Origin of the sequence: Bradyrhizobium sp. CCBAU 45321, assembly GCF_028128975.1 — a bacterium.
GTDB lineage: Bacteria > Pseudomonadota > Alphaproteobacteria > Rhizobiales > Xanthobacteraceae > Bradyrhizobium > Bradyrhizobium yuanmingense.
In genome coordinates this window covers 21,196-34,483 of sequence record NZ_LFKZ01000122.1, presented here as the reverse complement: position 1 = coordinate 34,483, position 13,288 = coordinate 21,196, and the positions used below count along the sequence as shown (strand labels likewise).

At 64.6% G+C, this 13,288-nt stretch carries 10 protein-coding genes; 7 read left to right on the top strand and 3 right to left on the bottom strand.

Going from position 1 to position 13,288, the window contains the following annotated elements; translation table 11 throughout:
- The first annotated feature begins 25 nt into the window (after nt 1–25).
- From ACM43_RS18280 to ACM43_RS18260, 5 genes are all read left to right on the top strand, one after another.
- Nucleotides 26–1,354 (top strand): NAD(P)/FAD-dependent oxidoreductase, encoded by a 1,329-nt coding sequence (locus tag ACM43_RS18280; protein WP_271541907.1) that lies wholly within the window; start codon nt 26–28, stop codon nt 1,352–1,354.
- Nucleotides 1,355–1,361: 7 nt separating this feature from the next.
- Nucleotides 1,362–2,288: a 2-hydroxyacid dehydrogenase gene (locus ACM43_RS18275; RefSeq protein ID WP_271541905.1), complete on the top strand. Its 927-nt coding sequence runs from the start codon at nt 1,362–1,364 to the stop codon at nt 2,286–2,288.
- Nucleotides 2,289–2,488: 200 nt separating this feature from the next.
- Nucleotides 2,489–4,357, top strand: coding sequence for an ABC transporter ATP-binding protein (locus ACM43_RS18270; RefSeq protein WP_271541903.1), 1,869 nt, complete (start codon nt 2,489–2,491; stop codon nt 4,355–4,357).
- Nucleotides 4,358–4,800: 443 nt separating this feature from the next.
- On the top strand, nt 4,801–5,319 hold the full coding sequence (locus ACM43_RS18265; protein WP_271541901.1) for a hypothetical protein: 519 nt from the start codon (nt 4,801–4,803) through the stop codon (nt 5,317–5,319).
- 302 nt (nt 5,320–5,621) lie between these two features.
- A complete protein-coding gene (locus ACM43_RS18260; RefSeq protein WP_271541899.1) occupies nt 5,622–8,996 on the top strand; it encodes an adenylate/guanylate cyclase domain-containing protein in 3,375 nt (1,124 codons plus the stop codon).
- A gap of 3 nt (nt 8,997–8,999) precedes the next feature.
- On the opposite strand, the gene ACM43_RS18255 is transcribed toward ACM43_RS18260, so the two are convergent.
- Nucleotides 9,000–10,223, bottom strand: coding sequence for a polyhydroxyalkanoate depolymerase (locus ACM43_RS18255; protein WP_271541897.1), 1,224 nt, complete (start codon nt 10,221–10,223; stop codon nt 9,000–9,002).
- 164 nt (nt 10,224–10,387) lie between these two features.
- Here ACM43_RS18255 and ACM43_RS18250 point away from each other — a divergent pair, with 164 nt between their 5' ends.
- Nucleotides 10,388–11,044, top strand: a complete 657-nt coding sequence (locus ACM43_RS18250) for a glutathione S-transferase family protein (RefSeq protein ID WP_157281691.1) — start codon at nt 10,388–10,390, stop codon at nt 11,042–11,044.
- Nucleotides 11,045–11,324: 280 nt separating this feature from the next.
- On the opposite strand, the gene ACM43_RS18245 is transcribed toward ACM43_RS18250, so the two are convergent.
- Complete coding sequence (locus ACM43_RS18245) at nt 11,325–11,549, bottom strand: hypothetical protein (RefSeq protein WP_024339451.1); 225 nt, start codon at nt 11,547–11,549, stop codon at nt 11,325–11,327.
- 184 nt (nt 11,550–11,733) lie between these two features.
- On the opposite strand from ACM43_RS18245, the gene ACM43_RS18240 reads away from it, so the two are divergent.
- Nucleotides 11,734–12,090 carry a hypothetical protein gene (locus ACM43_RS18240; RefSeq protein WP_271541895.1) on the top strand — a complete coding sequence of 119 codons (357 nt, stop codon included), beginning with the start codon at nt 11,734–11,736 and terminating at the stop codon, nt 12,088–12,090.
- A 9-nt stretch (nt 12,091–12,099) separates the two neighbouring features.
- Here ACM43_RS18240 and ACM43_RS18235 read toward each other — a convergent pair whose 3' ends face one another.
- Nucleotides 12,100–13,203, bottom strand: coding sequence for a mandelate racemase/muconate lactonizing enzyme family protein (locus tag ACM43_RS18235; RefSeq protein WP_271541893.1), 1,104 nt, complete (start codon nt 13,201–13,203; stop codon nt 12,100–12,102).
- Between the last annotated feature and the right edge of the window lie 85 nt (nt 13,204–13,288).

The window sequence follows — 13,288 nt, the reverse complement described above, 5'->3', positions numbered from 1 at the left end:
TCGAACTGAACTCCAGGAGTGCCCCATGTCCCCGCCGCTCAACCGCATCAACAGCGACGAACGCCTGCCGGCGCAGGTAGATGTCGTCGTCATCGGCGGCGGCGTCATCGGCGTCTCGGCCGCCTATCATCTGGCGAAGAAGGGGCACTCCGTCGCGCTGGTCGAGAAGGGCCATGTTGGCGGCGAGCAGTCGAGCCGCAATTGGGGCTGGTGCCGCCAGCAAGGCCGCGCCCGCGAGGAGATTCCGCTCGCCCGCGAGGCGCTGCGGTTGTGGGAGGACATGCAGAACGATGCCGGCGTCGATGCCGGCTTCCGCCGCACCGGCGTGTTGTTCCTGACCAAGAGCAAGGACGAGCTCGCCGGCTGGGAGCGCTGGGCAGCGGTCGCGCGCGAGCAGCAGGTCCATTCCACCGTGCTGACGCCGGCCGAAGTCGCCGAGCGCATGCCCGGCAATGCTGACACGTGGGTCGGCGGCCTGCACACGCCGAGCGATGGCCGCGCCGAGCCGTCGATGGCCGTCCCTGCGCTCGCCACCGCCGCACGCAAGCACGGCGTCACCATCCACCAGGGCTGCGCTGCGCGCGGACTGGAGACGACGGGCGGACGCGTCAGCGCGGTCGTCACCGAGAAGGGCACCATCCGCACGCAATCCGTGCTGCTGGCGGGCGGCGCGTGGTCGTCGCTGTTCTGCCGCCGCCACGGCATCGAGCTGCCGATCGGCCTCGTCAACGCCACCGCGTGCCGGACTACGCCGGGACCGGAGATCACCTCCGGCGCGCTCGGCACCGATTTCTACTGCATCCGCCGCCGCCTCGACGGCGGCTTTACGCTGGCGCTGCGCAACCGCGGCACGGTCGAGCTGTCGCCGGACCTGTTCCGTTACGCGCGCACGTTCTGGCCGACCTATCAGCATCGCAAGAACGGATTGAAGCTCTCGTTCGGCAAGTCGTTCTTTGATCAGCTCGTGCGCGGCACCAGCTGGAGTTTCGACAAGCCATCGCCCTTCGAGGCCGAGCGCGTGCGCGATCCCGCGCCCGACATGTCGCTGGTCAATGCGGCGCTGGCGGCGCTGATCAAGTCGAATCCGGAATTGAAGGACATCGCAATCGCGGAAGCCTGGGGCGGCACCATCGACTGCACGCCCGATACGATTCCGGTGATCTCACCGGTCGATGCGCTGCCGGGCTTCTTCCTCGCGACCGGCTTCTCCGGCCACGGTTTCGGCATCGGTCCAGCCGCTGGCAAGCTTGCGGCCGACCTCGTGACGGGCGCGACGCCGCTTGTCGATCCCGCCGCCTACAGCCACAAGCGCATGATCGACGGCCGTCGTCTCGCGCCGGTCAGCCCGTTCTGAGGCCGGCATGACGGTTCTCTACAAGGCCAACATGGTGCGCGGCGCCGAGTGGGCGCGCTTCTTCGCGGAGCGCGCGCCCGACGTGCCGTTCCGGCTCTGGCCTGATATCGGCGACCCCGCCGCGGTGCGTTATCTCGTGGCCTGGGTGCCGCCGGATGACATCGCGACGACCTTTCCCAATCTCGAGCTGGTCTTCTCGGTGGGCGCGGGTGTCGATCAGTTCGACACCACGACAGTCCCAGCGCACATCCCGCTGGTCCGCATGCTGGAGCCCGGCATTGCCGAGACCATGGTCGAATATGTCACCATGGCCGTGCTTGCCCTGCATCGCGATCTCCTCGATTTCATCAGCCAGCAGAGGCAGCAGGTCTGGCGCGAGATCCGGATCACCCCGGCCAGGCGCCGGCGCGTCGGCGTGGTGGGGCTCGGCCAGCTCGGCCAGGTTGTGCTGGAACGGCTCAAGACGTTCGGCTTTCCGCTTCTTGGGTGGAATCGTTCGCCGCGCGAGATCGAAGGCGTCACCTGCTATGCGGGGGCCGATGCCTTGCCAGAATTTCTGGCGCAGGCCGACATTCTCGTCTGCCTGCTGCCGCTGACGGATCAAACGCGCGGCATTCTCAATGCCGAGTTGTTCGCGCGCCTGCCGCGCGGGGCAGGGCTCGTCAATGTCGGGCGCGGCCCGCATCTCGTCGAGGCCGATCTCCTCGCAGTCCTCGACAGCGGCGCGCTATCAGGTGCGGTGCTCGACGTCACCGATCCCGAGCCGCTGCCTGCAGGCCACCCGTTCTGGAGCCATCCGCGCATCCTGCTGACGCCGCACAATGCCAGCATGACGACGCCCGATACGGCGGTCGATTTCGTGCTCGACGTCATCGCGCGGCATCGTCGCGGCGAGGAGCTGCCCGGGCTGGTCGATCGCAAGCGGGGGTACTAGGGCGGAATGGTGATGGTGACATCAGTGCTGCCACGGGCTCCTCTTACCCCTCCCGCTTGCGGGAGAGGTCGGCGCGTAGCGCCGGGTGAGGGCTCTCTCCTCTGGGGGGATCTCGCTTGCGGAGACACCCTCTCCCCAACCCGCCCCCGCAAGCGGGGGAGGGGGCGCATCTTCTCCGCGGCGGTTGGCGGAGGCCTCGCATGAGCATCGTGGCAAACATTTCGAACGAAGCCATCGCCAACGCACAGGGCCCCGTGCTGTCGGTCGCCGGCCTCACCACCTCCTTCATGCTCGAGCGGCAATGGGTACCCGTCGTCCGCAACGTCTCGTTCGACATCGCGGCCCGCGAGACCGTCGCGATCGTCGGCGAGTCCGGTTCGGGCAAGAGCGTCACCGCGCTGTCGATCATGCGGCTCATCCCGAGCGAGATCGGCCGGGTCGAGGGCCGCGTCATGCTGGCGGGGCGCGATCTGCTCGCGCTGCCCGAGGCTGATATGAAGGATATCCGCGGCAATGACGTCGCCATGATCTTCCAGGAGCCGATGACGAGCCTCAATCCGGTGCTCACCATCGGCTTCCAGATCGCGGAGGCGCTGATCCAGCATCGCGGCCTGTCGCGCGCGGCGGCAGAGGCGGAGACCATCCGCCTGCTCGATCGCGTCCGCATCCCTGCGGCGGCGTCGCGCTTCCACGAGCATCCGCACCGCTTCTCCGGCGGCATGCGCCAGCGCGTGATGATCGCGATGGCGCTGGCCTGCAAGCCGAAGCTTCTGATCGCGGACGAGCCGACCACCGCGCTCGACGTCACCATCCAGGCGCAGATCCTCGAGCTCTTGAAGGAGCTTCAACAGGAGGAGGGCATGTCGATCCTCTTCATCACCCACGACATGGGCGTGGTCGCCGAGATCGCGGACCGCACCGTGGTGATGTATGGCGGGCAGGCGGTGGAGACGGACGCCACCGCCCGCATTTTCGCCGCGCCTGCGCATCCCTATACGCGCGCGCTGCTCGCGGCCGTGCCGCGGCTCGGCTCGATGGACGGGCGGATGCGGCCGATGCGGTTTCCGATCGTCGACAAGGTGACGGGCACGTCGGACGAGCCGGCCGAGACGCCCGATACGGTCTCGCCCGCCGAGCGGCCTCTGCTGGAAGTCTCAAACCTCACGACGCGCTTTCCGATCCGCTCCGGCCTGTTCGGCAAGGTCTCGGGCCGCGTCCATGCGGTCGAGAACGTCTCCTTCACCTTGCGCGCCGGCGAGACACTGGCGGTGGTCGGCGAATCCGGCTGCGGCAAGTCGACCACCGGCCGATCCATCCTCAAGTTGACCGAGCCGGACAGCGGCACCGTCCTGATCGACGGCCAGGATGTGCTGGCCATGAACGGCCGGGCTCTACGCGATGTCCGCAAGCACATGCAAATCGTGTTTCAGGATCCGTTCGCGAGCCTCAATCCGCGCATGTCGGTGGGGACGGCGATCGCCGCGCCCCTGCTTGCCAACGGACTCGCAACGGCGTCGCAGGCGCGCGACAAGGTCGCCGACCTGCTCGTCCGCGTCGGCCTCTCCGCCGACATGGCCGCGCGTTTCCCGCACGAATTCTCCGGCGGCCAGCGCCAGCGCATCTGCATCGCGCGCGCGCTCGCCCTCGGGCCGAAGCTGATCGTCGCCGACGAAGCTGTCTCCGCGCTCGACGTCTCGGTCAAGGCGCAGGTCGTCAACCTGATGCTCGACCTCCAGGCCAGCATGGGCCTTGCCTATCTCTTCATTTCCCACGACATCGCCGTGGTCGAGCGCATGAGCCACCGCGTCGCCGTGATGTATCTCGGCGAGATCGTCGAGATCGGCCCGCGCGCGTCGGTGTTCGGCAACCCGCAGCATCCCTATACGAAAAAACTGATGGCCGCCGTGCCGGTGCCCGACCCGTCACGCCGCGGCACGCGGCGCCAAGCCTCGAACGATGAGATCAGAAGCCCGGTCCGCGCGCCGGACTACCAGCCGCCGGTGCGGCAATATCGCGAAGTGTCGCCCGGCCACGTGGTGCAGGTGTGGGGCGAGGAATGGTCGACATGAGGCTGCGAGCTTCACGAAAGCAAGCGCGGATCTTTGATTTCGGCCAGACGTGATCAGCGTGCTGACCAACCGCGCGTTGCAGAGCCAGCATGTTCGCCCTCCGTTATCGCAACAATGCAGGCGCGTCCTCCGGAAATTGTGACCGAATAGAGCGACAGGGAAGAGCCGTGTGTGAACCGTTTCATACGCAATCGCTCTCTTTCTGAATTACCACTCTCGCAACGAAATTGCCGCACCCGGATCATTTCAAACACGGGTGAGAGGCAATGCCTGCGCAGCCGCATGCTCGCAGCTTTGGATTGGCTCCATCTTGCTCACGAGCAAGCCAGTCCCATCACTCAGCAAAGATCCTTCAGAAATTGGAATGAAAGGGCATCGCGCAACTCACGCAGCTTCTGTTCGGGGTCGGCCGGTAGGCTGCTACTTACTCAGAAGGAGCTCCTATGAAGATAAGCAGCGCAATTTCCAACGCCTTCTCCGCAACAAGGCGGGTCGGCAATCTTCGGATCCCCCGTTCCAGTTTGATCAAATCGGCCCATCTTCTTGAAAGAATCGGACTGGCCGCGGTTGGGGCCTCTGGCGGGCTCTATGTTGGTGCGACCCTGTTACGTCAGAAGGCCGGACTGTTTGAAAGCGGCTGGATCGTCCTGATAACGATACTCTACGGAGCTCTTGGCTATTACATGGGGATTGATTTGTCGGGCAATGCCCCCGCGCAGAGGTCGACATCGAGCATCTCGGAAGAGTGGAACGGTTCCGAGCCGATAGAGATCATGAGTGCGGCCGGCACGTTCGGCGCGGCAATCGCTGCAACTCTGTCCGTCAGCATCCTTGTCCTTGATCAGAATCTGCCAAACGGCCTGATCGGCTTTGTTGCCGGCTGCTGGGTAATTGGTTCTTCGCTGCAGGTTGCGGCGGGCACGATGGCTCGCAGCTACGAAGCGCCGATCAGCGAGCAATGAAGGAGCTGCTGTCGCGGAAAACGTCCGTTCGGCACAAGCCGCAGTATTGGTTCGGTTTCGGTTCGAAATGACCGCCACGACTCATCGCAACCTCCGCCGTCCAATGCTGCGTGCCGACGATGTTTGGTAGCAAAGCCGTTCGCATCGAGCAGCATCACCGCTTGAATGCGATATCGGCATTGAGAAACCCAGGTTATCGCGCAACAAACAAGACGTGCCATCATGGTGGTGTTGGTATATTGTCCCCGCGCGCCGTGGTCCAAAATTTCTGCTAACCGCTAACCACACGATCGGTGGAGCCAATGCAGATTGCGGAGTGGCTCGAGAAGCTGGGGCTTGCGCAATACGCGGAGCGCTTTGCCCAAAATGGGATCGACATAGGCGTCCTTCCCGAACTGATGGACGAGGATTTCGATAAGCTCGGAGTCCTGCTCGGCCATCGCCGCAAGATGCTGCGTGCTATCGCTGACCTCGATCCGGCCGCGTTGATCGCATCTCCCGCTCCTCCTCAGGACGCCGAGCGGCGTCATCTCACGGTCATGTTTTGCGATCTGGTCGGCTCGACTGCGCTCTCGGCGCGTCTCGATCCCGAGGATATGTGGGAGGTGATCCGGGCCTATCGCGCTGCCTGCGCGAGCGTGATTGCTGCTTATGATGGAAGGATAGCCAGATTCGTCGGTGACGGAATACTTGTCTATTTCGGCTATCCGCGCGCCCACGAAGATGATGCCGAGCGCGCGGTGCGCGCCGGCCTCGACATGATCTCCGCGATACGCCAGCTCAAGACAGGGACCGACGAACGAGCTGAACTGCGGATCGCAATTGCGACCGGACTCGTGGTGGTCGGCGACCTCATCAGCGGAGATGCGTCGGAGGAGCACGCAACCATCGGCGACACACCAAACCTCGCCGCCCGGCTCCAGAGCCTGGCGGAGCCGGGGGTCGTCGTCGTTGCTTCATCGACGCGCCGGCTGCTTGGCGATCTCTTCTCCCTGCGCAATCTCGGCCGTCGGGAGGTCAAGGGAATGGCAGACCCCATCGCGGTCTGGGCGGTGGAAGGCGCGACCGCATCCGAGAGTCGCTTCGAGGCAGTCCGTGCCGCGCGCTCGATCGGTTTTGTCGGCCGCAAGAACGAGATCGAGTTCATCCTCTCGCGCCAGCGGGAGGCATGGCAGGGGCGGGGCCAGTTCGTATTGATTTCCGGCGAAGCGGGCATCGGCAAGTCCCGTATTGTGGCGACGCTGTCGGAAAGCCCCTCGTTGGGGTCGCACCGTCGCGTGCGATATCAGTGTTCGCCTTACCACACCAATAGTGCGCTTCATCCCTTCGTCGCGCAGCTCGAGCGCGCCGCCGGAATTCGCTCGCACGACACGGCGGATCAAAAACTCGACAAGCTCGAGGCAATGCTCGCAATAGGAACCCAGCAGGTCGCTCGGGCAACACCGCTCATTGCGGCATTGCTTTCGATTCCCACCGGCGACCATTGCCCGCCCCTCGGCTTGAGCCCGGCGCAGCAGCGGCGGCAGACATTTGCCGCCCTTCTCGATCAGCTTGAGGGACTGGCGCGAGGCCAGCCGCTGCTGATCATCTGCGAGGATATGCATTGGGCCGATGCCACGACACTTGAACTGTTCGATCTCGCGGTCGATCGGATCAGAGGACTGCCGATACTCGTGCTCTTGACGTCCCGGCCGGAGTTCGAGCCCTCCTGGTCGGGCCTTGCCAACGTCAGTCTGTTGCGGCTCGACCGGCTCGATCGGCAGGACACGCGCGCGCTCGTCGAGCAGATTGTCGTCGGTCGCCGGCTGCCACGCGAGATGATGGAGCAGATCATCGACAAGACCGATGGCATTCCGCTATTCGTCGAGGAATTGACCAAGATGGTGCTGGAGTCCGGGCTGCTCGTTGAGGATGCCGGGCGCTACCGCCTGAATAATCCGCTGCCGCCGCTTGCTATCCCTGCGACGCTGCAGGATTCGCTGATGGCGCGGCTCGATCGGCTCGCTCCGGTCAAGGAGGTGGCCCAGATAGGAGCCGCCATTGGCCGCGACTTCTCGTACGCGCTGCTGAAAACCGTGGCGGGACGCGACGATCTGACGCTGGGCGCGGCGCTGGGACAACTTGAAGAGGCCGAACTGCTGCTGCGTCGTGGGACACCGCCCGAAGCAAATTACAGTTTCAAGCATGCCCTTGTTCAAGAAGCGGCCTACGAGAGTCTGCTCAAGAGCAAACGACAGGTGCTTCACACACGGATTGGCGATGTCCTGCGCGACAAGTTTCCAATCGTCGCCGAGACCGAGCCGGAAGTTCTCGCGCACCACTTCACCGAGGCGGGGCTGAGCGAGATCGCCCTCGAATGGTGGCGCAAGGCGGGCCAGCAGGCGTTGAAACGCTCGGCTTATTCCGAGGCGATCGCCCATCTCGGCAAGGCCATCGCGATCGCCGATCAATTGCCTGGCGAGCCCCACCGGATGATGAGCAGGCTGCATCTTCAAATCGCATATGGCCGTGCCTTGCGGGGCAGCCTCGGCCACAGCGCTCCGGAAACGGTCGCCGCATGGACGCGCGCGCGGCAATTCGCAGCCGGTATCGATGATCCCGTTGAACTTGCGCCGGTCCATTCCGGCCTCTTCAATGCCTGCCTGACCCATGGCGAACTTGCTCCGATGCGGGAGCTGGCGGATGCCATCAGGAGCGCCGCTGAGCGACGGCCGGACTCGCCGGTGGCCGCCGTCGTGGCCCATTGGACTGGGGGCGTGACCTGCTGGTTCGCCGGCGAGTATTTGAACGCGCGTACGCATCTTGAGCGGGCGCTGGCGATCTATCGGGCCGAACCGGATCCCGCGACCTTCAGGGCTTCGGCGCTGGATCTCCCGTTCGTGATCATGAGATTTCTCGCTTTGGTGCTCTGGCCGCTCGGTGACATCGCTCGTGCGCGCAAGCTCGCCGCGGAAGCGGTGGGTACTCCAGGAGAAAAACGGGCGCTGTCCCAGGCCAATGCGTTGGTTCATCGCGCGGTGTTCGACGGAGTATGCGGGGGCATGTTGCAGCAGACAGAGACGATCCTGGCGCTCGGTCTCGCACGCGACCACACGATGCCGCTGTACGTGGCCGCCGGCACCTACCTGAACGGCCTCGCCAAGTGGCGTGCAGGAGACCGAATGGCCGGACTGGCGGACATGCGTCACGGCTGGACCTTCCTGCACGAGAACGATTGCTACCTTTGCGAACCGTTTTGGGGGATGCATGTCGCCCTGGCGATTGCAGATGTAGGCGAAGTCGAGACCGGGCTGGAAATCGTGGACGAACTGATCGCCGGGACGGGACAATCAGGCCAGCATTGGCTCGATGCCGAGCTGCATCGTGTCCGCGGTAAACTCTTATCGCGCCATAATCCTTCGGACGAATCCAGCGCCGAAGACGCCCTCAAGCGAGCGCTGGACATCGCACAACATCAGCGGACCAAGACTTTCGAGCTGCGCAGTGCCCTTGAACTTGCACGCCTGTACAAGACAAATGGCCGAGCGCGTGCGCTATCCGAAGTTCTCGCTCCCGTGCTCGCCGAATTCGAGGCGGAACGAAATCTTCCGGAATCCGTGGAAGCGAAAGAGCTGCTCAAGCAAGAGCATGAGGCACATGCCGTTGCCCCAGGCCGTACGTCGTATCGGCAGAGATGATCCTCACGAATTCACGTGCACGAAGTCCCGCAGCAGCGGATAGATCTCGTTGTTCCAGCGCTTGCCGGAGAACACGCCGTAATGGCCGACGCCGGCCTGCATGTGGTGGACGCGGCGATAGGCGCGCACGCCGGTGCAGAGGTCCTGGGCGGCGAGCGTCTGGCCGATCGAGCAGATGTCGTCCTTCTCGCCCTCGACCGTCATCAGCCCCATGCGACTGACGGCTTTGGTGTTCACTTGACGGCCGCGATGCATCAGCTTGCCTTGCGGCAGGAGGTGCTCCTGGAACACGTCGCGCACGGTCTCGATGTAGAACTCGGCCGGCAGATCCATCACGGCGAAATATTCGTCGTAGAAGGTCTTGATGGTCGCGGCCTTCTCCTTCTCGCCCTTGGCGATGTGGTTGGCGAGGTCCATGTGCTGCTTGATGTGGCGCTCGAGATTCATCGAGACGAAGGCGCTGAGCTGCACGAAGCCGGGATAGACTTTGCGCAGGGCGCCGCGGCACTGCACCGGCACGTAGTTGATCAGATTGCGCTCGAACCATTCGATCGGCTTGCTCTTGGCGAACTCGTTGACCCTGGTCGGCTGGATCCGCGTGTCGATCGGGCCGGCCATCAGCGTCAGCGTCGCCGGGCGCGAGGGATGGTTGTCCTCGCACATGATCGCGGCAGCCGCGAGCGCGGAGACGGACGGCTGGCAGATCGCCACCATGTGCGGGCGCGGCCCGAGCTGCCCAAGGAAGTCGATCAGGTGCTCGGTGTAGTCGTCGAGCCCGAAGCGGCCCTCGCTGCGCGGGATGTCGCGCGGATTGTGCCAGTCGGTGATGTAGACGTCGTGGTCCTGCAGCAGCGTCTTCACGGTGCCGCGCAGGAGCGTGGCGAAATGTCCGGACATCGGCGCCACCAGCAGCATGCGCGGCTGCTCGCCGACGCCTTCTTTCTTGAAGTGCAGCAGCGAGCCGAACGGCGTCGCGTAGGCGATCTCCTCGCTGACTGCGACCTCGCGGTTGCCCACCATGACGCTGTCGATGCCGTAGGCGGGACGGTCATAGGTGAGGGTGGAGCGCGAGATCAGCTCCAGCGCGGCCGACAGCCGGCCGACCACCTGGTCCGATGAGCCCTGAGGCACCAGATTGAGGAATTTGAGTGCGGACGAAGCCCCCGCGCGCCATGGCGCAGTCAGGTCCATGTGGTTCTGAAAAGCCTGATAATACATCGACATCATACTGAAGCGCCCACTTGCCTCCTGTCGTGATGCAATATCGAAGCCAGACGGGAGCCGGACCGCCCGGAAAATTGGCACGTCGCTTGCTGCGCCCCGGGCGGGTAGGCACAGATCACGGGCACGCACGCGCGGGGTGCGTTGCCCAGGCGTGAGGGAAGGGCTCTATGGCGAAGGCGACACTGACCATCAGCAGCAAGAACTACTCGTCCTGGTCGCTGCGTGGCTGGCTGCTGACGAAATTCTCCGGGCTCGACTTCGAGGAGATCGTCACCGCGCCGGACGATCCGTCGGCGCGCGCGGAGATCCTGCTGCTGTCGTCCTCGATCCTGGTGCCGTGCCTGCGGCACGAGGGCGCCGTGGTCTGGGACACGCTGGCGATTGCCGAATATCTCAACGAGGTGATGCCGGACGCAGGCCTGTTGCCGGCCGACCGCATCCAGCGCGCCCATTGCCGCTCGATCTCAGGCGAAATCCATTCCGGCTTCACCACTTTGCGCGCCTCGCTGCCGGTCAACCTGAAGGGGCACTTTCCCGGCTTCAAGATCTGGTCGCGGGCGCAGGCCGATATCGACCGCGTCTGGTTCATCTGGCGCGACTGCCTGGAGAAATCGGGCGGTCCCTTCCTGTTTGGCGAGAAGCGCACCATGGCGGATGCGATGTACGCTCCCGTCGTGACGCGCTTCGTGACCTACGACGTTAAGCTCGCACCGCCGCTGAAGGCCTATGCCGACACCATCATGGCCATGCCCGAGATGCAGGAATGGGTCGCGGCGGCAAAGGAGGAGCCGGCCGAGATCGAGGAGCTCGAGGTCGAATATTAGGCAGGCGTTGCACGGCTGTGCCTGTTTCGGGGGCGGCGGCCCTCCGCTGCGGACCGCAGCGCTATGCCTTTGCAACAATTAACCTTTGGACCCGGTGACAGGCGCCTGCGATCCGGCCGGCTGCGCAGATATTGTGCGCGCCTGCCGAACCGCAGCGAGATCTAGCCGTGAACAGGTGCGTACAAGGCGCTTCGGCTGATTCGGACGTGATTCGTTCGGGCCGCGTTGCGAAGGTTAAAGCGCAGCGCCGCCCCGTCGCATTTTGAAACAGACACCGCCTTCAGGCGGCCCCGCGCTGCTTCACGCGCGGCAGGCGCCAGCCGATCACGGTTGCTTCCACCGCAATCCCGGCCTCGTGGTTCTGCCAGCGTCCCTCGACATAGCGGCAGGCGAACGGCAGTTGATAGGTCCCGCTGTGATCCTCGCACAGCACTTCGAGTGGCAGGCCCGGCGGTGGTTCTCCGGCGCCGTCGAATTCCGCCAAACGTCTATCGCGCGTTGCCATTCCGAAAATCTCCCCTAAACAAAGCCGCGGAGAGCGCCCACTTCTTCCGCATGCGGTTCACTGCTCCCCCGTCCCAAGGGGAACGAGCCCAAGCTCAACGCGAGAATGCGGTGCGAGTGTGGTAGCCTCACGCTGCAGTGCGCAAACAGCGCACATTGATGTGATCGACTGGCGAGGAACTTTCATGCTGCTTCGAAACGCCGGCATTTGTTTCGCAATGTTGCTGCTCGCAGCGCTGGCGCCTCTGCCCGTGCTCGCGCAGGACGTGCCCGGCATCGAGATCTGCACGGTCGAGAAGACCATGGAACGCCGCACCAGCTGCCTTCAGAGCAATGTCGACTTCCTGCAGAAGACGATCACCAAGCTCTCCCTCGATCATCAGCAGAAGCTGGATGCGGCGGGTCGCCAGATCGATGCGTTGAAGACAGCCGTCGCCGGCCTGCAGAAGACGCTTCTTGATCTCCAGGCCGCGCAGGCGAAGACCGCCGAGGATCTGAAGAAGAAGCAGGACGCGCCGCCGGCGAAGGATGCTGCGAAATAGGCGCGCCGGTCACGCCACGCGATAGCGCTCCATCACGCCGCGATCGGGCTCATAGCCAAGCCCGCGGTCCGTGGGCACCGCGACGTGGCCGCTTGCATCGACATCGGCGCGGCCGCCCCAGAGGCAGGCTTCGCGCTTCAGATAGAACATCTCGACCAGCCCGTCGTCGCGCGTCGCGAGCAGATGCAGCGTCGCCAGCAGGCCCGGGCCAAAGTAAGGAGAGTGCGGCACGATCTTGACGCCGGACCGATCGGCCAAGTCTGCGACCTTCAGGAATTCCGTGATGCCGCCGACCTTGATAACTGACGGCTGGGCGTGGCTGACCGCGCCTGCCTCCATCATCTGGCGGAATTGATATTCGGTGCAGGCATTCTCGCCGGCGGCAATTCCGACGCCGCTCTTGCTGCGCACCTCGGCAAGCGTGGCGAAGTCTTCCGGCGGCCAGACCGGCTCCTCCAGGAACATCGGCTGCGCCTCGCGGCATGTCGCCGCGAACGCGATCGCCTGCTCTCCGGTCAGCGGGCAGTTCATGTCGACCATCAGTGGAATGCTCGGGCCGATCGCCGCGCGCGCGGCGAGCACCGCAGGCGTCGTGGTCTCGTGCAGCTTGATCGCGCCATAGCCGAGCGCGAGCGCCTTCCTGCATTCGGCGGCGATGGTGTCGGGCGCGCCGATCCGGAGCAGGCTCGCGTAAGCCGGAATGGCGGTGCGCCTGATCTCGCCCAGCAGGCGATGCAGCGGCACGCCGGCGACCTTCGCGGCCAAGTCCCACAAAGCGATATCGAGCCCGGAGATCGCGAACATCGTGATGCCGTAGCGGCCGAACAGATGCAGGTTGCGCTGGATCTGCTCCATCACCGCGGCAATGCCGGCCGCATCGGGCACCTTCAGCCCGCGGGCCTGCGGCGCGATCATCTCCTCGACCGCGCTGCGCGTCGTGTGCGGGCAGACATAGGCGAAAGCATCGCCCCAGCCGGTCAGCCCAGCATCGGTCGTGACCTCGACGAGGACCATGTCGAGGGCCGTGATGGCGGAAGCGCCCTGGCGGAAGCTCGCGACGCCGGCATCATAGGGGATGCGGATATGGTGCGCCCGCACATCGGTGATTTCCATGACCCGGTTCCTCTTTCTCGTGAGCGGTTTCGGTGAGTGTAGCCACGAACACCGGGGCGTTGCCAGCTTCCATTGGCCGGCTATC

What these genes read in the sequence shown, in the direction of transcription:
- ACM43_RS18235 (WP_271541893.1), bottom strand. Translation starts at nt 13,203, where the DNA reads ATGGAAATCACCGATGTGCGGGCGCACCATATCCGCATCCCCTATGAT.
- ACM43_RS18255 (WP_271541897.1), bottom strand. Translation starts at nt 10,223, where the DNA reads ATGATGTCGATGTATTATCAGGCTTTTCAGAACCACATGGACCTGACT.
- ACM43_RS18240 (WP_271541895.1), top strand. Translation starts at nt 11,734, where the DNA reads ATGCTGCTTCGAAACGCCGGCATTTGTTTCGCAATGTTGCTGCTCGCA.
- ACM43_RS18275 (WP_271541905.1), top strand. Translation starts at nt 1,362, where the DNA reads ATGACGGTTCTCTACAAGGCCAACATGGTGCGCGGCGCCGAGTGGGCG.
- ACM43_RS18265 (WP_271541901.1), top strand. Translation starts at nt 4,801, where the DNA reads ATGAAGATAAGCAGCGCAATTTCCAACGCCTTCTCCGCAACAAGGCGG.
- ACM43_RS18280 (WP_271541907.1), top strand. Translation starts at nt 26, where the DNA reads ATGTCCCCGCCGCTCAACCGCATCAACAGCGACGAACGCCTGCCGGCG.
- ACM43_RS18270 (WP_271541903.1), top strand. Translation starts at nt 2,489, where the DNA reads ATGAGCATCGTGGCAAACATTTCGAACGAAGCCATCGCCAACGCACAG.
- ACM43_RS18250 (WP_157281691.1), top strand. Translation starts at nt 10,388, where the DNA reads ATGGCGAAGGCGACACTGACCATCAGCAGCAAGAACTACTCGTCCTGG.
- ACM43_RS18245 (WP_024339451.1), bottom strand. Translation starts at nt 11,549, where the DNA reads ATGGCAACGCGCGATAGACGTTTGGCGGAATTCGACGGCGCCGGAGAA.
- ACM43_RS18260 (WP_271541899.1), top strand. Translation starts at nt 5,622, where the DNA reads ATGCAGATTGCGGAGTGGCTCGAGAAGCTGGGGCTTGCGCAATACGCG.